20 protein-coding genes and 1 pseudogene are annotated in these 20088 nt (G+C 67.2%); 15 read left to right on the forward strand and 6 right to left on the reverse strand.

The window, feature by feature from the left end; all coding sequences use genetic code 11:
* Nucleotides 1–25: 25 nt before the first annotated feature.
* Complete coding sequence (locus CDN38_RS20265) at nucleotides 26–391, forward strand: Rv1152 family transcriptional regulator (RefSeq protein ID WP_036414293.1); 366 nt, start codon at nucleotides 26–28, stop codon at nucleotides 389–391.
* Between the two features lie 4 nt (nucleotides 392–395).
* Here the strand turns inward: CDN38_RS20265 and CDN38_RS20270 are convergent, their stop codons facing one another.
* Both CDN38_RS20270 and CDN38_RS20275 read right to left on the reverse strand, forming a co-directional pair.
* Entirely contained in the window at nucleotides 396–1232 is an 837-nt protein-coding gene (locus CDN38_RS20270; RefSeq protein WP_075509973.1) for a class I SAM-dependent methyltransferase, read from the reverse strand.
* Nucleotides 1229–1744, reverse strand: a complete 516-nt coding sequence (locus CDN38_RS20275; RefSeq protein WP_075510010.1) for a DUF1697 domain-containing protein — start codon at nucleotides 1742–1744, stop codon at nucleotides 1229–1231. Before CDN38_RS20275 ends, CDN38_RS20270 begins: the two co-directional genes overlap by 4 nt.
* A gap of 56 nt (nucleotides 1745–1800) precedes the next feature.
* Here CDN38_RS20275 and CDN38_RS20280 point away from each other — a divergent pair, with 56 nt between their 5' ends.
* The 4 genes from CDN38_RS20280 to CDN38_RS20295 all read left to right on the forward strand — a co-directional run bounded on the left by CDN38_RS20280 (nucleotide 1801) and on the right by CDN38_RS20295 (nucleotide 3251).
* The gene (locus tag CDN38_RS20280) at nucleotides 1801–2244 is read left to right on the forward strand and encodes a PPOX class F420-dependent oxidoreductase (RefSeq protein ID WP_075509972.1); all 444 of its coding nucleotides are present in this window, start codon (nucleotides 1801–1803) and stop codon (nucleotides 2242–2244) included.
* Nucleotides 2245–2267: 23 nt separating this feature from the next.
* The gene (locus CDN38_RS20285; protein WP_099319145.1) at nucleotides 2268–2441 is read left to right on the forward strand and encodes a DUF5302 domain-containing protein; all 174 of its coding nucleotides are present in this window, start codon (nucleotides 2268–2270) and stop codon (nucleotides 2439–2441) included.
* Nucleotides 2442–2529: 88 nt separating this feature from the next.
* On the forward strand, nucleotides 2530–3108 hold the full coding sequence (locus CDN38_RS20290) for an HhH-GPD-type base excision DNA repair protein (protein ID WP_075510009.1): 579 nt from the start codon (nucleotides 2530–2532) through the stop codon (nucleotides 3106–3108).
* On the forward strand, nucleotides 3105–3251 hold the full coding sequence (locus tag CDN38_RS20295) for a hypothetical protein (protein WP_064774821.1): 147 nt from the start codon (nucleotides 3105–3107) through the stop codon (nucleotides 3249–3251). The genes CDN38_RS20290 and CDN38_RS20295 overlap by 4 nt, the downstream gene beginning before the upstream one ends.
* Before the next feature lie 53 nt (nucleotides 3252–3304).
* Here the strand turns inward: CDN38_RS20295 and CDN38_RS20300 are convergent.
* Both CDN38_RS20300 and CDN38_RS20305 read right to left on the reverse strand, forming a co-directional pair.
* Nucleotides 3305–4460: pseudogene (locus CDN38_RS20300) on the reverse strand (Rv1157c family protein).
* Nucleotides 4447–5094 carry a hypothetical protein gene (locus CDN38_RS20305; protein ID WP_075509970.1) on the reverse strand — a complete coding sequence of 216 codons (648 nt, stop codon included), beginning with the start codon at nucleotides 5092–5094 and terminating at the stop codon, nucleotides 4447–4449. The pseudogene CDN38_RS20300 and the gene CDN38_RS20305 overlap by 14 nt, the downstream one beginning before the upstream one ends.
* Nucleotides 5095–5244: 150 nt before the next feature.
* Between CDN38_RS20305 and CDN38_RS20310 the strand changes: the two genes are divergently transcribed.
* Nucleotides 5245–6480 carry a mannosyltransferase gene (locus CDN38_RS20310; protein WP_075509969.1) on the forward strand — a complete coding sequence of 412 codons (1236 nt, stop codon included), beginning with the start codon at nucleotides 5245–5247 and terminating at the stop codon, nucleotides 6478–6480.
* Here CDN38_RS20310 and CDN38_RS20315 read toward each other — a convergent pair.
* Nucleotides 6467–6751, reverse strand: coding sequence for a 4a-hydroxytetrahydrobiopterin dehydratase (locus tag CDN38_RS20315; RefSeq protein WP_075509968.1), 285 nt, complete (start codon nucleotides 6749–6751; stop codon nucleotides 6467–6469). The two genes, CDN38_RS20310 and CDN38_RS20315, sit on opposite strands and share 14 nt — an antisense overlap.
* 133 nt (nucleotides 6752–6884) lie before the next feature.
* Between CDN38_RS20315 and CDN38_RS32250 the strand changes: the two genes are divergently transcribed.
* From CDN38_RS32250 to CDN38_RS29635, 9 genes are all read left to right on the forward strand, one after another.
* Nucleotides 6885–7310, forward strand: a complete 426-nt coding sequence (locus CDN38_RS32250; RefSeq protein ID WP_180276361.1) for a DUF3761 domain-containing protein — start codon at nucleotides 6885–6887, stop codon at nucleotides 7308–7310.
* The gene (locus CDN38_RS20325; RefSeq protein ID WP_099319146.1) at nucleotides 7198–7584 is read left to right on the forward strand and encodes a (deoxy)nucleoside triphosphate pyrophosphohydrolase; all 387 of its coding nucleotides are present in this window, start codon (nucleotides 7198–7200) and stop codon (nucleotides 7582–7584) included. The genes CDN38_RS32250 and CDN38_RS20325 overlap by 113 nt, the downstream gene beginning before the upstream one ends.
* Before the next feature lie 292 nt (nucleotides 7585–7876).
* Complete coding sequence (locus tag CDN38_RS20330; protein WP_075510008.1) at nucleotides 7877–11584, forward strand: nitrate reductase subunit alpha; 3708 nt, start codon at nucleotides 7877–7879, stop codon at nucleotides 11582–11584.
* A 37-nt stretch (nucleotides 11585–11621) separates the two neighbouring features.
* Nucleotides 11622–13220: a nitrate reductase subunit beta gene (narH, locus tag CDN38_RS20335; RefSeq protein WP_075509966.1), complete on the forward strand. Its 1599-nt coding sequence runs from the start codon at nucleotides 11622–11624 to the stop codon at nucleotides 13218–13220.
* Nucleotides 13217–13891 carry a nitrate reductase molybdenum cofactor assembly chaperone gene (gene narJ / locus CDN38_RS20340; protein ID WP_075509965.1) on the forward strand — a complete coding sequence of 225 codons (675 nt, stop codon included), beginning with the start codon at nucleotides 13217–13219 and terminating at the stop codon, nucleotides 13889–13891. Before narH ends, narJ begins: the two co-directional genes overlap by 4 nt.
* A complete protein-coding gene (gene narI / locus CDN38_RS20345; protein WP_075509964.1) occupies nucleotides 13884–14615 on the forward strand; it encodes a respiratory nitrate reductase subunit gamma in 732 nt (243 codons plus the stop codon). Before narJ ends, narI begins: the two co-directional genes overlap by 8 nt.
* 185 nt (nucleotides 14616–14800) lie before the next feature.
* Entirely contained in the window at nucleotides 14801–16675 is a 1875-nt protein-coding gene (typA, locus tag CDN38_RS20350) for a translational GTPase TypA (RefSeq protein WP_075509963.1), read from the forward strand.
* Between the two features lie 109 nt (nucleotides 16676–16784).
* On the forward strand, nucleotides 16785–18677 hold the full coding sequence (locus tag CDN38_RS20355) for an ABC transporter family substrate-binding protein (protein WP_075509962.1): 1893 nt from the start codon (nucleotides 16785–16787) through the stop codon (nucleotides 18675–18677).
* A 201-nt stretch (nucleotides 18678–18878) separates the two neighbouring features.
* A complete protein-coding gene (locus tag CDN38_RS29635; protein ID WP_075509961.1) occupies nucleotides 18879–19439 on the forward strand; it encodes a hypothetical protein in 561 nt (186 codons plus the stop codon).
* A gap of 23 nt (nucleotides 19440–19462) precedes the next feature.
* Here the strand turns inward: CDN38_RS29635 and CDN38_RS20365 are convergent, their stop codons facing one another.
* On the reverse strand, nucleotides 19463–20068 hold the full coding sequence (locus tag CDN38_RS20365; protein WP_036414531.1) for a TetR/AcrR family transcriptional regulator: 606 nt from the start codon (nucleotides 20066–20068) through the stop codon (nucleotides 19463–19465).
* Nucleotides 20069–20088: the final 20 nt, after the last annotated feature.

The following is a 20088-nucleotide window of genomic DNA, read 5'->3' on the forward strand; positions in this document are numbered from 1 at the left end:
GCCGTGCTTGGTAGATACTGGATGGGTGGAGCTGCGCGACTGGTTACGGATCGACGTGAAGGCGGGCAAGCCGCTGTTCGACCAGCTCAGAACCCAAGTTATCGACGGGGTGCGAGCCGGCGCGTTACCGCCGGGAACCCGGCTGCCGACGGTGCGCGACCTGGCCGGACAGCTCGGGGTTGCCGCCAATACGGTGGCCCGCGCCTACCGGGAGCTGGAGTCGGCGGCGATCGTCGAAACACGCGGGCGCTTCGGCACTTTCATCTCCCGCTTCGACCCGACCGACGCGGCGATGGCCGCCGCGGCCAGGGAATACGTGGAAGTCGCCCGCGCACTGGGCCTGACCAAGTCCGACGCCATGCGCTATCTCACGAACGTGCCCGACGACTGAAGCCTCAGCCGAACTCGAGCAAGGTCAGGCACGGACGCAGCGCGTCGAAGACGGGCATGCGGTAGACCGTCGGCAGCGCGGCGTTGAACACCAAGCCGCGTCCCGTGGGCAACGGCACGTCGCGAACCGCGCGGATGCCCGGCACCGTGTTCACCAGGTCCGCGGCCTGCCCGACGGACAGGCTGAACGGCATCGGCGGAATCTTGTAGCGCAACGACGTCCGGATACCGAGCCGGCTGAAGATACTAAACCAGCGCGGCGGCAGGTCGAACAGCATCTGGGCGCCCGGAAAGTTCTTCGCGCACTCGCTGATCAACTCCAGCGCCTGCTCGGGCTGCAGGTACATCAGTAGCCCCTCGGCGGTGATGAACACCCCGGCGGATGAGTCGACGCAGTTCATCCAGCTGTAATCCAGCGCGGACTGGGCGCACACCGACACCCGGGCAGGCGTCGGCAGCAGCCGCGTCCGGATATCGATGATCGGTTCTAGATCGACTGTGAGCCAACGGAATTGGTTGACCGGAAGGGCCGCGTCCAAGCGCCAGAAGCTGGTTTGCAGGCCTTCTGCCAGCGCCACCACGGTGGCTGACGGATGCCGGCTCAGATAGGACAGCGTCGCGGTGTCGAACGCCCGGGCCCGCAGGGCGATGTCCTGGCGGGTGGGGCCGAATTTGGCAAAGTCGAAGTCGATCGAGTCGACCAGGGCGATGGCCATCGGGTCCTCGATGATCGGGTCGCTGCGGCAGGCCTCCGCCGCCCTGGCGTTGAGCGTCAGCAGGGCGGTCTCGGAGACTCCGGTGAGGGTGACCTTGTGTGGGGAGGCTTCGTTGGCGTGGGTCATTTCAGCACCTTGTCCAGGGTTCGCAGATTGCGGGTGGTGGTCGACGACTTGTAGCGCTTCTTTCCCATTGTTTGGCCGATGGCGCTGTCCAGAGTGCTTCCCTTCGGTACTTGCCAGTAAACGACGCCGTCGCCGCGGCTGATCTTCTCCTCCGGGCCAGCTGCCAGCGCCGTGAGTTCGTCGAGCAGTGCGGCGTCGCTGACAAACGTGACGTACGACTGGTATCCGTCGACCTCCCGGTCGAACGGGTACCCCTCGTCGATGGCGCGCACCGTGTCGATGTCGTAGACCAGCACCCACGCGTCATAGCCGAACCGCTCGCGTAACGCGGCCTCCGCCGTGGCGCGCACCTGCGCGGCATCCAAGGATGCCTCCAGCAGGACGTTGCCGCTGGCCAGGACGGTGCGTACGTTGGTGAACCCGGCGTCGGTCAAGGCCGCGGCCACGTCGGCCATCTTCAGGTTGACGCCCCCGACATTGACGCCGCGCAGGAATGCCGCGTACCGAGTCATCATCCGATTCCACCAGGTGGTCTTGGACCGTCGCGAGGCAACGTAGGCTTTCGGGCATGGGACGCCACGTCTTCGACGACAAACTGTTGGCCGTGATCAGCGGCAACTCCATCGGAGTGCTGGCCACCATCAAACGCGACGGACGTCCCCAGCTGTCCAATGTCCGGTATCACTTCGACCCGCGCACGTTGGTGTTTCAAGTGTCGATCACCGAGCCGCGGGCCAAGACCCGCAACCTGCGTCGCGACCCGCGGGCGTCGATCCTGGTCGATGCAGACGACGGATGGTCCTATGCCGTCGCCGAGGGCACCGCGGAGCTGACGCCGCCGGCGGCCGCGCCCGGCGACGATACGGTGGAGGCGCTAATTTCCTTGTACCGCAATATCGCCGGTGAGCATCCGGATTGGGACGAATACCGCGAGGCGATGATCACCGATCGGCGGGTGGTGCTGACCCTGCCGATCTCGCATGTTTACGGTCTGCCGCCGGGTAAGCGGTAGACACTCGGGTTAGGCTGCCGAGTATGCCTGAATCGAAGTCCCCCGAGGACGAGACCAAGCGTAAGTTCCGCGAAGCCCTCGACCGCAAGCTGGCCAAGTCGGCGGGTGGATCGGATCACAAGGACGGCGGCGCCAAGCAACCGCGGGCGCACGGTCCGCTGGAGAGCCGTCGGGAATTCCGCCGCAAGAGCGGCTAGTCACGGCAAAGCCTCGGCCGGGCAAGCCAATTCGATGTTGTACCGATGCTCTGCCGGCGGGCCGACCCTCGAGTTCTAGACTATGTGGGTGCCGAAACTGCAGCTTGTGCAAGAGCCGGCCGCTGACGCGCTGCTCGATTCCAACCCGTTCGCGCTGCTGGTCGGGATGCTTCTCGATCAGCAGGTTCCGCTGGAGACCGCGTTCGCCGGGCCCAAGAAGATCGCCGACCGGATGGGCGGCTTCGACGCCGGTGAGATTGCGGACTACGACCCGGACAAGTTCGCCGCACTGTGCTCGGAAAAGCCTGCGATACACCGCTTTCCGGGCTCGATGGCCAAACGCATCCAGGCGCTCGCGCAGATCGTCGTGGACCGCTACGGCGGGGACGCGGCCGCTGTGTGGACGGCCGGCGATCCCGATGGCAACGAGCTACTGCGGCGGCTCAAGGGGCTGCCCGGTTTCGGCGAGCAAAAGGCCCAGATCTTTCTGGCGTTGCTGGGCAAGCAATACGGCGTGACGCCGCCGGGCTGGCGGGAGGCCGCCGGACCGTACGGTCAACCCGGCACTTATATCTCCGTCGCCGATATCGTCGACGCCCGCTCGCTCGGGCAGGTGCGCTCGCACAAGAAACAGATGAAGGCAGCCAAGGGAAAGGCGGCAACGTGAAGACACACATAACGTGTCCGTGCGGCGAAGCCATCGTCGGCAAGGACGAGGACGAGTTGGTCGAGCTGACCCAGAAACACCTTGCCGACGTTCATCCCGGCCTGGAGTACGACCGCGACGCAATCTTGTTCATGGCGTACTGATGTCGTGAACCTCTAACGGCGCGATCGCCGGTCATGACCGGGGCAGCACCCTCCTAGGGAACCACCGTTGAGCCGATGGTCGGCATGAATTGGCACTGCCGTTCCTTGGTGGTGACCTGACCGAAAATCGTCGACATGATGCTGCCCGCACCGGTGTCGGCGATCACTGTCAATGTGGTCGGCCCGTCCGGATTGATGTCCGGCCGGGGCTTGAGCGTGGCGCTGCCGGACCTGCCGGTGGTCAGGTTCACCCAGGTGACGTTCAACGGCAGCCGCTGCACCTCGGCGGGTCCGGGGGTCCCGACTGCGGTGAACACATAGGCCGTCTGGCCCGGGCCCGGGCCGGGTGACGGAATCTTGGCGGGGCCCGCGACCGAGAGTGCGGTGGCGATCACGTTGCTGCCGTCGGCCAGGCAATTCGTGCCGATCGAGGGGTACATGAAGTCCTGTGTGGGCGGGGCGTCGGGCCCGAATCCGGGGGCCGCCGCCGGAGCCGCGGCCGGCGCAGGTGGGGCCGCGTCGGGGGCCGGCGTCGGGACGGCCGACGGTGGAGCCGGCGCGGGTGGCCCACCCGGTGCAGAAGCCGCCGCGTGCAGGCTCGACGGAGAAGCCGGTGCGGGTGCGGCGACCGGCGGGGGAGTCGCAGCGGGAGGTGCCCCACCCGGCGGGGATGCCGGTGCGGGAGCCGCAGCCGGCGCCGGGCCGGCGGCGTGTGCGGGATCAATCCCGGTCGGCAGATGCGCCAGCATGCCGGGCTCCACACCAGGCGGTGGCACGTGTGGCACCGGGGCGGTCTCGGGAGCCGGCGCCGGCGCCGGCACCCCCAGCGCAGGCGAACCGGGATTGGTCGGCTCCGCCACGAACTGGTTCACCGAAGCCGCGACGTTCTTGGCCTCGGCCGGCGCAGCCGGATTGTGGACAAACGCTTGCGCCGCGGCCATCAACAGCTGCGTCGCCTGTCCAGGGTTGCTGGCGGCCTGCTGGATTATCGGACTCAACTGGGTCAACGCCGGCAGGCCCGGTAGCTGCTGGTTGGGGTTGGGCTGCGGCGCCGGATCGGCTGCCGCGGCCGGGCAAAGCCCGAACGCGGCAGCCGAGGTGACGACGGCGGCGGCCAAACCCTTGGACAGGCTCCACGTGCTTGCCACAGTAGTTTCTCCAGTCCTCGGTGATGGTCAGCCGGTTGACAGTTGGGTCAGGGCAGGGCAGCTAGCAGCGTCTGGGGCGGACCTGCCGGTGCCCCAGGCGCGGGTGCCGCGGGCGCCGGGGCAGGGACAGCGGCCGGTAGTCCCGGAATGGCGCCCGAAGCCAACCCGGGCAGAGCGGCCTGGGCGAGACCCGGAATCGCCGATGCCAACCCGGGAAGCGCCGCTGCCGGCGCCGCGGGAGCCGCCGGGGCCAGCGGGGCGGTGACGCCCGGGATCGGTGTGGTAACCCCGGGAATGGCCGGCGTTGCCGCCGCTGCGGGAGCCGTCGGAGCCGCCACCGGTGCGGTGATACCGGGGATCGGTGTGGTCACCCCCGGAATGGCCGGAGTTCCGGCCGACGTAGCCGGTACCGCCGGTGCCGCCGGAGTCAATCCCGGAATCATGGACGCGATGCCGGGGGCGCTGAGCGCGGGTTCCGGAGCTTTGGGGACCGGCGGGGTGGCTCCCAGGGCCGTCGCAAGGTTTTGCAGAATTTGCGGCGCGTTGGCGGCCGACGCGATCAGCTGCTGCGGGATATTGGAAACCGGATCCGGCACCGGCGCCGGGTCGGCATGGGCGATACCGCCCGTGAGTAAGGCGGCGGACGAACCGACCAAGACGGCGGCGGCGCGTACGTAGGTCCAGATGGTTGGCATGACTCTCCCTGGTTAGCGGTGACAGGTCCCGCAGCCGAAGCTATCGCGGTACAGGTGTGACTCAAGTGACACGTGTGGCGTTTATGTGATCGTTACCGATACGAGCGGCGGCGGTGACCCGGCGCCCGCGGAACCTGCCCCACTAATGTCATGCGGGTAGACAGCACTTCAGCCGTCCCGACGGCGAGAACCACCCGGTGGGAGATGCGGGCAGCGCCGCTGCTGCTGATCCTGAGTGTCGCCACGCGATTCGCCTGGACCTACCTGGCGCCCAACGGGGCGAACTTCGTCGACCTGCATGTCTATGTGGGCGGGGCGGCGGCTCTGGATCACCCGGGCACCCTGTACAGCTACGTGTACGCCGACCAGACGCCGGACTTCCCGCTGCCGTTCACCTATCCACCGTTTGCTGCGGTCGTGTTCTATCCGCTGCACCTGCTGCCGTTCGGTCTGGTTGCGTTGCTGTGGCAGATCGCGACGATGGCCGCGCTGTACGGCTGCGTCCGGATCAGCCAGCGCCTCCTGGGCGTGCGGGCCGGTCACGGTCATCGGGCGGCGATGCTGTGGACGGCGGTCGCCATCTGGCTCGAGCCGCTGCGCAGCACCTTCGACTACGGGCAGATCAACGTCTTGCTGATGCTGGCGGCGCTATGGGCTGTTTACTCCACCCGCTGGTGGCTGTCGGGTGTGCTGGTCGGGGTGGCGGCCGGGATCAAGCTGACGCCGGCGATCACCGCCGTCTATCTCGTTGGGGTAAGGCGCTGGCTTGCCGCGGCCTGTTCGGCGGTGGTGTTCCTGGCCACCGTCGCCGTGTCGATGCTGATCGCCGGCGACCAGGCGCGCTACTACTTCACCGACCTGTTGGGCGATGCTCGCCGGGTCGGGCCCGTTGCCACGTCGTTCAATCAGTCCTGGCGGGGCGCGATTTCCCGGATTCTCGGTCACGACGCCGGTTTCGGTCCGCTGGTGCTGGCGGCCATCGCGGTCACGGCGGTGCTGGCCATCCTGGCCTGGCGGGCGCTCGACGCGTCCGATCAGCTGGGCAAGTTGCTGGTGGTCGAATTGTTCGGCCTGCTGTTTTCGCCGATCTCATGGACCCACCACTGGGTATGGCTGGTGCCGCTGATGATCTGGCTGCTGCAGGGCTCACTGCGGCAACGCCTCGGCGCCCGGATCATGGGCTGGGGCTGGTTGGCGCTGACCATCATCGGTGTGCCGTGGTTGCTGAGCTTCGCGCAACCGACCATCTGGGTGATCAGCCGGCCCTGGTATCTGGCCTGGGCCGGGCTGGTCTATCCGGTGGCGACGCTGGCGACCCTGGCCTGGGTGGTCGCGACGCGTCGAGCGTCGCGGCAGCGGAGCGGCGGGTCGATCACGCCCCGATGATGGCGTCGATATCGCGTGCCATGTCGATATCATGTTGGGTGATCCCGCCCTCCGAATGCGTAACCAACGCGAAAGTTACCGTCCGCCAACGGATATCGATATCCGGGTGGTGATTCTTGCGTTCCGCGTGCTCGGCCACCCGGCGCACCGCGTCGATGCCGTCGACGAACGCCGGAAACTTGACGGACCGGCGCAGGGCACCGCCGGCGCGCTCCCAGCCGTTGAGGTCGGGCAGTGCGGCGTCTACTTGCTCATCCGTTAACACAGCCATAACGCGACGGTACCCCGGTCGCAGCGAATCTCCCCAAAGCAGCCACGGCGGGCCGGGCAACCCGGTATGGTCGCCATCGGGCTAGCTCTGTCAACCGCAGCACGCACAGGACGTTAAGTGTCTGGGGGCCCGCATGTTTCGTTCGTTGGCCGTCGTGTTAGTCGTCGTCGCCGCGGTGGCGTTCGGTCCGAAAACCTCAACCGCGTCAGCCGCCGGGTTGTGCCCGCCGGGCAGCTATCAGAATTCGAGCGGTGTTTGCGTTCCGCGTCCGGACAACTCGAACGACGACGTCACCGCGATCTGCCGGGACGGCTCGCATTCGCACAGCCAGCACCGCAATGGCACCTGCTCCGGTCACGGCGGAGTCGGCCAATGGTGTCCGTGCACTTTCCCATCCGGATACTGGCAGCCAGCGCCAGGGTCGCGACGGTATACCGTGATTGCCCATGCCGGCGCAGATCGTCGTGGCGGGAGCCATCATCTGTGGCTCGGCGGTCTTGGTGGCGCAACGGGTAAGGCCGCCGGAGCTGGCCGGGCGCTGGGAGCTTCCCGGGGGTAAGGTCGCCGCGGGCGAAACCGAGCGCGCCGCCCTGGCCCGGGAGCTGGCCGAGGAGCTGGGGCTCGACGACATCGCCGTGGGCGACCGCTTGGGCGACGACATTCCGTTGGGCGCCAACGTAATACTGCGGGCCTACCGGGTGCGGCTGCTCGGTGGTGAACCGGATGCGCGTGACCATCGTGCGCTGCGCTGGGTGACGGAGGAGCAACTGCACGATCTGGACTGGGTGCCGGCCGACCGCGGCTGGCTGCCCGATCTCGCGAAGGCGCTCTGACGACGGTTCCACAGCCGCCTTCCAGCTAATGTCCAGGCCCACTCAAGGTCGCCGCCGTCCACTGGAACAAGGACGTGACAAACCAATAACCTGGGATTTGCATGCCGGTAGCGATTGCGGCGGTCCGCTGGACGTCAGTGGCCGGCTGCCATGCCGATGTTGACGCGACTTTCAGCCAACACACCGTGCGAGCCGATTGTGGTCGGCCACGCGCCGGCTTCGACCGGCCCACGAGCGCGATCGACTGCTTCCGCGCCGGCGTCGGGTCGTCCATGACGAGGAGGGTCAGCCCTTGACCATCACACCGCACGTCGGCGGAGCGATCGAGGAGCTGCTGGAGCGCAGCGGCCGCTTCTTCACCCCGGGGGAGTTCTCGGCCGATCTGCGCACCGTAACCCGGCGCGGTGGGCGGGAGGCTGACGTTTTCTACCGTGACCGGTGGAGTCACGACAAGGTGGTGCGCTCCACGCACGGCGTCAACTGCACCGGATCCTGCTCGTGGAAGATCTACGTCAAAGACGGCATCATCACCTGGGAAACCCAGCAGACCGACTACCCGTCGGTGGGCCCGGACCGCCCCGAGTACGAGCCACGCGGCTGCCCCCGCGGCGCGTCGTTCTCCTGGTACAGCTATGCGCCGACCCGGCTTCGCTACCCGTATGCCCGCGGGGTGCTGATCGAGATGTACCGGGAGGCCAAAGCCCGGCTCGGCGACCCGGTGCTGGCGTGGGCCGACATCCAGGCCGATCCGCGGCGCCGCCGCCGCTATCAGCAAGCCCGCGGTAAGGGTGGACTGGTCCGGGTCAGCTGGGCCGAAGCCACCGAACTGATCGCCGCCGCGCACGTGCACACCATCAAGACCTACGGTCCCGACCGGGTCGCCGGCTTCTCGCCGATCCCGGCGATGTCGATGGTGTCCTATGCCGCCGGCTCGCGGTTCTTCGAGCTGATCGGCGCCCCCATGACGTCGTTTTACGACTGGTACGCCGACCTGCCGGTGGCCTCGCCGCAGGTGTTCGGCGACCAGACCGATGTGCCCGAGTCCGGGGACTGGTGGGACGCGGCCTATCTGATGATGTGGGGTTCCAACGTGCCGATCACCCGGACCCCGGATGCGCACTGGATGGCCGAGGCCCGTTACCGCGGCACCAAGGTGGTCACCGTCAGCCCCGACTACGCCGACAACACCAAGTTCGCCGATGAGTGGATGCCGTGCGCGGCCGGCACCGACGGGGCGCTGGCCATGGCGATGGGCCACGTCATCCTCTCGGAATGCTATGTGCAACAGCAGGTTCCGTTTTTCGTCGACTTCGCCCGCCGCTACACCGACCTGCCGTTCCTGATCAAACTGGAACAACGGGGCGAGATGCTGGTGCCGGGCAAGAACCTCACGGCGGCGGACCTCGGCGAGGCCAGTAAGAACTCCGAGAACGCGGCGCTCAAGCCCGCGGTGCTGGACGAAACGACCGACACCGTCGTCGTGCCGCACGGTTCGCTGGGATTCCGCTACGGCGAGGACGGCGTCGGGAAGTGGAACCTCGATCTCGGTGATCTGCTGCCGGCGCTCAGCGTGCAGGGCGCGCACCGCGTCAACGGCGAAACCAGCACCGCGGTCATCCAGCTGCCCAGCTTCGACACGGTCACCGGCGAAGGCACGACGGTGGCCCGCGGGGTCCCGGTGCGCCGGGTCGGTCAGCACCTGGTGTGCACGGTGTTCGACCTGATGCTGGCCCACTACGGCGTGGCGCGCCCGGGCCTGCCCGGCCAATGGCCCACTGGCTACGACGATCCCACCCAGCCCAACACCCCGGCCTGGCAGGAGCCGATCACCGGGGTGTCGGCCGGACAGGCCATTCGGGTCGCGTGCGAATTCGCCCGCAGCGCAGAGGAATCCGGTGGCCGGTCGATGATCATCATGGGCGGCGGCATCTGTCACTGGTTCCACGGCGATGCCATCTACCGGGCGGTGCTGGCGCTGTTGATGCTGACCGGCTCGATGGGACGCAACGGCGGCGGGTGGGCCCATTACGTGGGTCAGGAGAAGATCCGTCCGCTCACCGGATTTCAGACGATGTCGATGGCCACCGATTGGGTGCGCCCGCCGCGGCAGGTGCCCGGCGCCTCGTACTGGTATGCGCACGCCGACCAATGGCGTTACGACGGCTTCGGAGCCGACAAGTTGGCCAGTCCGGTGGCCCGGGGCCGGTTCACCGACAAGCACACCATGGACGTGCTGGCCTCGGCGGTGGCGATGGGTTGGAGCCCGTTCTATCCGCAGTTCGACCGATCCAGCTTGGATCTCGCCGACGAGGCGCAGGCCGCGGGTCGTGAGGCCGGTGAGTATGTCGCAGAGCAGCTGGCTCAGCGCAAACTCAAGCTCGCCGTGACCGATCCCGACAACCCCGCCAACTGGCCACGGGTGCTGACGGTGTGGCGGGCCAACCTGATCGGCTCGTCGGGCAAGGGCGGCGAATATTTCCTGCGCCATCTGCTGGGAACCGACTCCAACCTGCAGGCCGGGCCGCCGGGCGACGGAATCCGGCCCGTCGACGTGGCCCGCGACGGCGAGATTCCGGAGGGCAAGCTCGACCTGATGATGTCGATCGACTTCCGGATGACCTCCACGACGCTGGTATCCGATGTGGTGCTGCCGGCGGCGACCTGGTACGAGAAGGCCGACATCTCCAGCACCGACATGCATCCCTATGTGCACGCGTTCAGCGCTGCGACCGACCCGCCCTGGGAAACCCGTTCGGATTTCGACGCTTTCGGCGCCCTCGCCCGGGCTTTCAGCGCCATGGCCAAGGGTCATCTCGGCACCCGCAGCGATGTGGTGCTCACCGCCCTCGAGCACGACACCCCGGATGCGATGGCATTTCCCGGCGGTGCCGAAAGCGATTGGCTGCGTACCGGCGCGACGCCGGTACCGGGGCGCACGATGGGCAAGATCACCGTGGTGGAGCGCGACTACACCGCGATCTACGACAAGTGGCTGACGCTGGGCCCGCTCGTCGAGAAGTTCGGGCTGACCACCAAGGGTGTCACGGTGCACCCCTTCCAGGAGGTCGAGGAACTCGGAGCCCGCTTCGGGGTGCTGAATTCCGGTGCGGCGGCCGGGCGTCCGGCCATCACCACCGCGGCGCGGATGGCCGACGTGCTGCTGCTGCTGTCCGGGACGACCAATGGCCGCCTGGCCGTCAAAGGCTTCCGCGAGCTGGAGAAACGCACCGGTCAGCGGCTCGCGCATCTGGCCGAGGGCAGCGAAGACCGCCGCATCAGCTACGCCGATACCCAGGCGCGTCCGGTCCCGGTGATCACCAGCCCGGAGTGGTCGGGCAGCGAAACCGGCGGGCGCCGCTATGCGCCGTTCACCATCAACATCGAGAACCTCAAACCGTTCCACACGCTGACCGGGCGGATGCATTTCTATCTGGCGCACGACTGGATCGAGGAACTGGGCGAACATCTGCCGGTTTTCCGCCCGCCGCTGGACATGACGCGACTGTTCGGCCAGCCCGAACTCGGCCCGGCCAAGGACGGGATCGGACTCACCGTCCGGTATTTGACGCCGCACTCGAAGTGGTCTTTCCACTCCACCTATCAGGACAACCTGTACATGCTGTCGCTGTCCCGCGGCGGCCCGACCATGTGGATGAGCCCGGCAGATGCGGCGAAAATCCAAGTGCGCGACAATGATTGGGTTGAGGCCGGCAATGCCAACGGCATCTACGTGTGCCGGGCCATCGTGTCACACCGGATCCCCGACGGCGTGGTATTCGTCTACCACGTGCAGGAACGCACGGTGGACACGCCGCGCACCGAGACCAACAACAAGCGCGGCGGCAACCACAACGCGCTCACCCGTATCCGAATCAAGCCCAGCCACTTGGCCGGTGGTTACGGTCAGCACGCGTTCGCGTTCAACTACCTGGGCCCGACCGGCAATCAGCGCGACGAGGTGACGGTGGTGTGCCGCCGTAGCCAGGAAGTGCGGTACTGACAATGAAAGGCCCGAGCGACGCTTGCGGAGCGAGACAATGAAAGTCATGGCGCAACTGGCGATGGTGATGAACCTCGACAAATGCATTGGCTGCCATACCTGTTCGGTCACCTGCAAGCAGGCCTGGACCAACCGCGCCGGCACCGAGTACGTATGGTTCAACAACGTCGAAACCCGGCCGGGACAAGGCTATCCGCGCACCTACGAGGACCAGGAGCGCTGGCGCGGCGGCTGGATACGGGACAACAAGGGCCGGTTGCGGCTGCGTGACGGTGGCCGCTTCCACAAGCTGTTGCGGATCTTCGCCAACCCGAAGTTGCCGACCATCGACGAATACTACGAGCCGTGGACCTACGACTACGAAAACCTGACCGCCGCACCGGCGGGTGACACCTTTCCGACCGCGGCGCCCAGAAGCCTGATCAGCGGCAAAACGATGAAGGTGTCGTGGGGGCCGAACTGGGACGACAATCTGGCCGGCTCGCCCGAGATCCTGGCCGAAGACCCGATCTTGAAGAAGGTCAACGAAGTCAACCAAGAGGTCCGGCTGAAGCTCGAAGAGACCTTCATGTTCTACCTGCCCCGGATCTGCGAGCACTGCCTCAACCCGTCCTGCGTGGCGTCGTGCCCGTCGGGTGCGATGTACAAACGCAGCGAGGACGGCATCGTGCTGGTCGACCAGGACCGCTGCCGCGGCTGGCGGATGTGCGTGTCCGGATGTCCTTACAAGAAGGTCTATTTCAACCACAAGACCGGCAAGGCCGAGAAGTGCACATTGTGTTATCCGCGGATGGAGGTCGGCCTGCCGACCATCTGCTCGGAGACCTGCGTGGGCCGGCTGCGCTACCTGGGCCTGGTGCTCTACGACGTCGACCGGGTGCTGCAGGCTGCGTCGGTGGAAAACGACACCGATCTGTATCAGGCGCAACGGCGAATCCTGTTGGACGCATGCGACCCTGAGGTCATCGCCGGTGCGCGCGCGGAAGGTATCTCCAAGGAGTGGATCGAAGCCGCGCAGCGCTCTCCGGTCTATGCGCTGATCAACACCTACCAAGTGGCGCTGCCGTTGCACCCGGAATATCGGACGATGCCGATGGTCTGGTACATCCCACCGCTGTCGCCGGTGGTCGACGCGGTCAGCCGCGACGGTCACGACGGCGAAGAGCTGGGGAACCTGTTCGGTGCGCTGGAGGCGCTGCGCATCCCGATGCAATACCTGGCCGAACTGTTCACCGCCGGCGACACGGCCGTGGTGGAAGCCGTGTTGCAACGGCTGGCGGCGATGCGCTCCTACCTGCGCGACATCAATCTCGGTCGGGACACTCAGCCCCACATTCCGCAGTCGGTGGGGATGACCGAAGAACAGATGTACGAAATGTATCGGTTGCTGGCCATCGCGAAGTACGAAGAGCGGTACGTCATTCCAACGGCGTTCAGCCCGCAGGCCCGCGAGCTGGAGCAGATGGGCTGCTCGCTGACCGGCGATGGCGGCCCCGGCATGTACGAAGACGGCGCACCGGTGCCCGTCTCGGTGCAGACGTTCCATGCCCAACAGCGTTCGACCCCGGTGGACCTGCTGACCTGGGACGGCGACCAGCCGCCGGTCGGGATGTTCCCGGAAAAGCAGCAGCGATGAAGCTGCGCTCCCGATCCCGCGAACCCGCGCTGCGCGACCGGCTGGTGTGGCAGGCGGCGTCACTGCTGCTGGCCTACCCCGACGACGGGCTGACCGAGCGCCTGGACACCGTCGAAGGCCTGTTGGCGCACCTGGATGGGACTGTCGCAGAGCTGCTCGGGCGAACCGTCGCCGCGCTGCGTGCCGCGGAGCCGATGGCCGCCGCCATGGACTACGTCGCCACATTCGACATGCGCCGGCGCGCCACGATGTATCTGACGTACTGGACGGCAGGGGACACCCGCAACCGCGGCCGGGAGATGCTGGCCTTCGCCACCGCGTATCGGGCGGCGGGTGTGGAGCCGCCGCGCAGCGAGGCGCCGGACCACCTGCCCGTCGTGCTCGAGTTCGCCGCGACCGTCGCACCCGAGGTGGGACGGCGGCTGTTGACCGAGCACCGGATCCCGATCGACGTGTTGCGGTCCGCGTTAGCCGACGCCGAGTCGCCGTACCAGCACACCGTGGCGGCGGTATGCGAGACGTTGCCGGCCGCCACCGACCAGGAGGTGCGCCGGGCGCGGCGTCTGGCTCGGCAACTTTACGAAGCCGGACCGCCCGCGGAAGCCGTTGGGCTGCAACCGTTTACCTTGACCGTGCCGCCCCGTCGTCAAGAAAGAGGGCCCGATGTTTAGCAACGTGCTGTTCTGGGACATCACCGCCTACGTCACGCTGGCGGTGTTGGTGGTCGGCCTGTGGTGGCGATACCGCTACGACAAATTCGGCTGGACCTCACGCTCCTCGCAGATCTACGAGTCGCGGCTGCTGAGCATCGCCAGCCCGATGTTCCACTTCGGCATCCTGGCGGTGTTCGCCGGGCACGTGATGGGGTTGTTCATCCCGCCGCGGGTGACGAAGGCGCTCCATGTCAGCGACTACGTCTACCACCTGCAAGCGGTGATCGCCGGATCGATGGCGGGCTTTGCGACGCTGCTGGGCGTTGGTTTGCTGATCTACCGGAGGTTCACCCGTCCGGCGGTGTCGGCGTCCACCACCCGCAGCGACAAGGTGATGTATGTGGTGCTGGTGCTGGCCATCGTGGTGGGTCTCTACTGCGACCTGATCGGGACGGGGCCGCACGGCGGCGAGTTCCACTACCGCTACACGGTCGGGATGTGGTTCCGGCGGATCTGGTTGTTCCAGCCGCACGGGGAAGTGATGATCAACGCACCGTTGGACTACCAGCTGCATGCCCTGATCGGGATGGTGCTGTTCACGCTGTGGCCGTTCACCCGGTTGGTGCATGTATTGAGCGCCCCGGTCGCCTACCTGTTCAGGCCCTACATCGTCTACCGCAGCCGCGACGTCGCCGCGAACGACGAATTGGTCGGCTCGGCGCCGCGCCGACGCGGCTGGTAACCGCGTCTCTGTCGGCGGGTACCGAGACTGCGCACAGCGCGCCGGGGCTGCGCACAGCGCGCCGGGGAACGGCCCTCAGCAGCGCTGCACGCAGAGTCGATGTTCGAGCGAGGTTTGTTTAAGGCTGCTCTAAGGCCGGATGCTGGTTTTCGCGAACCGGCCACCGGGCTGCCACAATCACCGACGTGCCATTCCGCAATGTCGCCATCGTCGCGCACGTCGACCACGGCAAAACCACGCTGGTCGACGCCATGCTGCGGCAGTCCGGCGCGCTGGCCGAACGGTGTGGGCTGCAGGAACGCGTGCTGGACACCGGCGACCTAGAGCGGGAAAAAGGCATCACCATCCTGGCCAAGAACACCGCCGTGCACCGCCATAACAGCGATGGCACCGTGACTGTGGTCAATGTCATCGACACGCCCGGACACGCCGATTTCGGCGGCGAGGTGGAACGTGGGCTGTCCATGGTGGACGGGGTGTTACTGCTGGTCGACGCGTCCGAGGGGCCGCTGCCGCAGACGCGGTTCGTGCTGCGCAAGGCGCTGGCCGCCCATCTGCCGGTGATCCTCGTCGTCAACAAGACCGACCGGCCCGACGCGCGCATCGCCGAGGTCGTCGAGGCCAGTCACGACCTGTTGCTGGACGTGGCCAGCGATCTCGACGACGAAGCAGCCGCGGCCGCCGAGCACGCGCTGGGCCTGCCCACGCTGTTCGCATCCGGACGCGCCGGGGTGGCGAGCACCGTCCAGCCGCTCGACGGCCATGTTCCCGACGGCGACAACCTCGATCCGCTGTTCGAGGTCCTCGAAGAGCATGTGCCGCCGCCCCACGGCGACCCGGACGCGCCGCTGCAGGCGCTGGTCACCAACCTCGACGCGTCGACTTTTCTGGGCCGGCTGGCGTTGATCCGCATCTACAACGGACGAATCCGCAAGGGCCAGCAGGTCGCCTGGATACGGGAAGCGGGCACCGCCACTGCCAAGATCACCGAATTGCTGGCCACCGAAGGGGTGGAACGCAATCCGACCGAGATTGCGGCGGCCGGGGATATCGTGGCGGTCGCCGGCATTCCCGAGATCATGATCGGCGACACGCTGGCCGACCTGACGAATCCCGTTGCGCTGCAGAGGATCGCCGTCGACGAACCGGCCATCTCGGTCACCATCGGCACCAACACCTCGCCGCTGGCCGGCAAGGTGCCCGGCCACAAGCTCACCGCCCGCATGGTCCGCAACCGGCTGGACGCCGAACTGGTGGGCAACGTGTCGATCCGGGTCCTCGACATCGGCGCGCCGGACGCCTGGGAGGTGCAGGGCCGCGGCGAGCTGGCGCTGGCCGTCCTGGTCGAGCAGATGCGCCGCGAGGGCTTCGAATTGACGGTAGGAAAGCCGCAAGTGGTGACCAAGACCGTCGACGGCAAGCTGCACGAGCCGTTCGAGGCGATGACCGTCGACTGCCCGGAGGAATACGTCGGCGCGGTCACCCAATTGATGGCCGCGCGCAAGGGCCGCATGGTGGAGATGGCCAACCACACCACCGGTTGGGTCCGGATGGATTTCGTGGTGCCCAGCCGCGGCCTGATCGGGTGGCGCACCGACTTCCTCACCGAGACCCGCGGCACCGGCGTCGGGCATGCGGTGTTCGACGGGTACAAGCCGTGGGCCGGGGAAATCCGGGCCCGCCACACCGGATCGCTGGTCTCCGACCGGTCCGGCACCATCACCCCGTTCGCCCTGCTGCAGCTCGCCGATCGCGGCCAGTTCTTCGTCGAGCCCGGCCAGGACACCTACGAGGGCATGGTCGTCGGCATCAACCCGCGCCCGGAGGACCTCGACGTCAACGTCACCCGGGAGAAGAAGCTGACCAACATGCGGTCGTCGACCGCGGATGTCATCGAAACCCTGGCCAAGCCGCTCGAACTCGACCTGGAGCGGGCCATGGAGTTCTGCGCGCCCGACGAATGCGTCGAGGTTACCCCGGAGATCGTGCGGGTCCGCAAGGTCGAGCTGGATGCCACCTCCCGGGCCCGCAGCCGGGCGCGGGCCAAGGCCCGGGGTTAGCTTGGGGTCGCCCGCGGCGCGCGAGCGTAACGCCACGGCGAAATCCGGCCCGGTTTTTCGCCATGACGTTACGGTCGCGGGCGGGCGGTACCCCCAGCTCGATACCCTGATGGGCGTGCTGCACCGAGCCCGTCATGTCCTGGTGATGGTCGGCGTGCTGATTTCGACGTTGGGTGTGGCGCTGTCCGGTTGCACGGTGAGCCCGCCGCCGGCGCCGCAGAGCACCGATACCACGCACGTCACGCCGCCGCCGCCGCCGCACCCCACCCAGATCATCATGGGCATCGACTCGATCGGCGCCGGGTTCAATCCACATCTGCTCTCGGATCTGTCGCCGGTGAACGCGGCGATCAGTGCGCTGGTGCTGCCCAGCGCGTTCCGCCCGTTGCCGGACCCCAACTCGCCGACCGGCTCCCGCTGGGAGATGGACCCGACGTTGTTGGTGTCGGCGGATGTGACCAGCGAAAACCCGTTCACGGTGACCTACAAGATCCGGCCCGAGGCGCAATGGACCGACAACGCGCCCATCGCCGCCGACGACTTCTGGTACCTGTGGCGGCAGATGGTCAGCCAGCCGGGTGTCGTCGATCCCGCCGGCTATGACCTGATCACCGGTGTGCAGTCGCTCGAAGGCGGCAAGCAGGCCGTGGTGACCTTCGCGCAGCCATACCCGGCCTGGCGGGAGTTGTTCAACAACCTGCTGCCGGCGCACATCGTCAAGGACGTGCCCGGCGGTTTCGCCGCGGGGCTGGCCCGGGCGCTGCCCGTCACCGGCGGGCAGTTCCGGGTGGAGAACATCGACCCGCAGCGCGACGAGATCCTGATCGCCCGCAACGACCGGTACTGGGGGCCACCGGCCAAACCCGGCCTGATCCTCTTCCGGCGGGCCGGGGCACCCGCGGCGCTGGCCGATTCGGTGCGTAACGGCGACACGCAGGTGGCGCAGGTGCATGGCGGCTCGGCGGCCTTCGCGCAGTTGTCGGCCATTCCGGATGTGCGGACCGCGCGGATCGTGACGCCGCGGGTCATGCAGCTGACGCTGCGGGCAAACGTGCCGAAGCTGGCCGACACGCAAGTCCGCAAGGCGATCCTGGGGCTGTTGGACATCGACCTGCTGGCCGCGGTGGGCGCCGGCAGCGACAACACCGTGACCCTGGACCAGGCGCAGATCCGCTCGCCCAGCGACCCGGGCTATGTGCCGACCGCGCCACCGGCGATGACGACCACCACCGCATTGGGGTTGCTGGCTGCATCCGGATATGAGATCGACAGCAACACCTCGGCGTCGACCGCGCCGCCGGGACCGGGTTCGACCACACCGGTGAGCACCGGGCCGCCCGAAGTGATCCGGGGCCGGGTCAGTAAGGACGGCAAACAGCTGTCGTTGGTCATCGGGGTGGCGGCGAACGACCCGACGTCGGTGGCCGTCGCCAACACGGCCGCCGACCAACTGCGCAACGTTGGGATCGACGCGACCGTGCTGGCCCTGGACCCGGTCATCCTTTACCGGGATGCGTTGAACGACAACCGGATTGACGCCATCGTCGGCTGGCGCCAAGCCGGCGGAAACCTGGCCACATTGCTGGCCTCCCGTTACAGCTGTCCCGCACTGCAGGCCACCCAGGTCCCGCCACCGGCTTCGCCGGCGGTTGCCCCGACCGGCGCTACGCCGACCGTGGCCCCCGACACGGTCACGCCCGCACCGCAGCCCGGCCCGCCGGCCGATCCGGGCGCGCTGGTCAAGGCGCCGTCGAACCTCACCGGGATCTGCGATCGCAGCATCGAGTCGAATATCGACGCCGCCCTCAACGGCACCAAGAACATCAACGACGTGATCACCGCAATCGAACCGCGACTGTGGAATATGTCGACCGTGCTGCCGATATTGCAGGACACCACGATCGTCGCGGCCGGCCCGAGCGTGCAGAACGTCAGCCTGTCCGGCGCGGTGCCGGTCGGCATCGTCGGCGACGCCGGCCAATGGGTCAAGACCAGGCCATAGCGGATCTCCGGAAAGCATCTTTCGGGTAAACCTGTGGGCGGTAGCCCTTTTCGCCGCGATCACGGGACCGCTCGCGGGAACCCGCACGCATTGCCCGAGTGGCAAATTGTTACTAACGGATTGCATCGAAACGGCTGAAGCGGCTCGCTGGAGGGCCAAGCCCAGCTCGGCGGTATCGCGGGCGCGATCGCTCAAAAACTCATGCTGGACGCCAACCTGATCGGCCTGACCGGTGGCGTGGTGACGCCCGCGTTGGTGGCGTTGGGCGTCGATCCGACGCCCGCGCAGGCCGTCTTGGGCGCCCCGGCTGGATTCGTGGCACAGCTGGAGCACGGGCTGATGGGCTTCAACGCCAATCTGATCGGCGCCGAACTTGCCCTCAACCATCGGCTGGTTACGGGTGAAATGGGCTTGGAACGGGCCGTTTTCGGCACCAACGGTGCCCTCAACGGGATCCTCGACCGCGCCTTCAACATGGGCAATCTGGCGTTGGGTACCGGCGAGCAATTGGTCAACACTGTCCTGGGCGCACCTGCTCCGACAGGTTTTTACGCGGCCGATTTGATCATCGGTGGTGACGGGCAGGTCTTCAGCGACGGTCAGGTCGGCGGCCTGTTGGGTGCGGTGCAGCAGAAACTGATGCTCGACAACCAGTTGGTCGGCCTGGTTCTCGGCGGCGGTGGCGAAACCGGCGGTGGCGGCGAAACCGGCGGTGGCAGCGAGATCGGCGGCGGCGGCGAGGTCGACGACGGAACGTACTGACCGCGGCGGTCAGTTGTCGGCAACTACAACGTCTGAGACGTCTTTCGCGGGATCACCGTGTCGACGATGAGTTCCAGCTCTCTGCGGTTCGGCGGCGTTCCGGTCAACATGACGTGCTGGTTGATCAGGGCGGGCCCGACCCGTGCCGTCAGCGGGGTGAGCAGGGCCGCATCGATCTGGCCGTCGCGAACAGCGGCCTGCAGTATCGACTCGACGATTTTCAGGCGCGGAGCGATCACCGCGTCGGTGAAGATGGCGCGCAGTTCGGGTTCGTGGATCAGTTGACCGATGATTTCCAGGCCCGGAAAATCGGTCTTACCGGCCAGCACGTCACGGTGCGCGGTGAAAACCGTCAACAGGTTTTCGCGCGCCGACCGGCCGGGGCGCGGGTCCTCCAGGGGCGGCACAGCGTACTGCAGCGCGGCGTGGACCAGGTCATGCTTGCTGGCCCAGCGCCGATACAGTGCGGCCTTGCCGGTATGAGCGCGCGCCGCAATCCCTTCCATCGTCAGGCCGCCGTACCCGACCGCCGCCAGCTCAGCCAACGCGGCCGCATACAGCGCACGTTCGAGCACTTCGCCGCGCCGGCGACTGCGGACGTTCGACCGGTCCTGGGTGAGCTGGGACATGGTGTGATAGTAGCCGCTCC

Source organism: Mycobacterium ostraviense, from assembly GCF_002705925.1.
In the GTDB taxonomy this organism is placed as follows: domain Bacteria; phylum Actinomycetota; class Actinomycetes; order Mycobacteriales; family Mycobacteriaceae; genus Mycobacterium; species Mycobacterium ostraviense.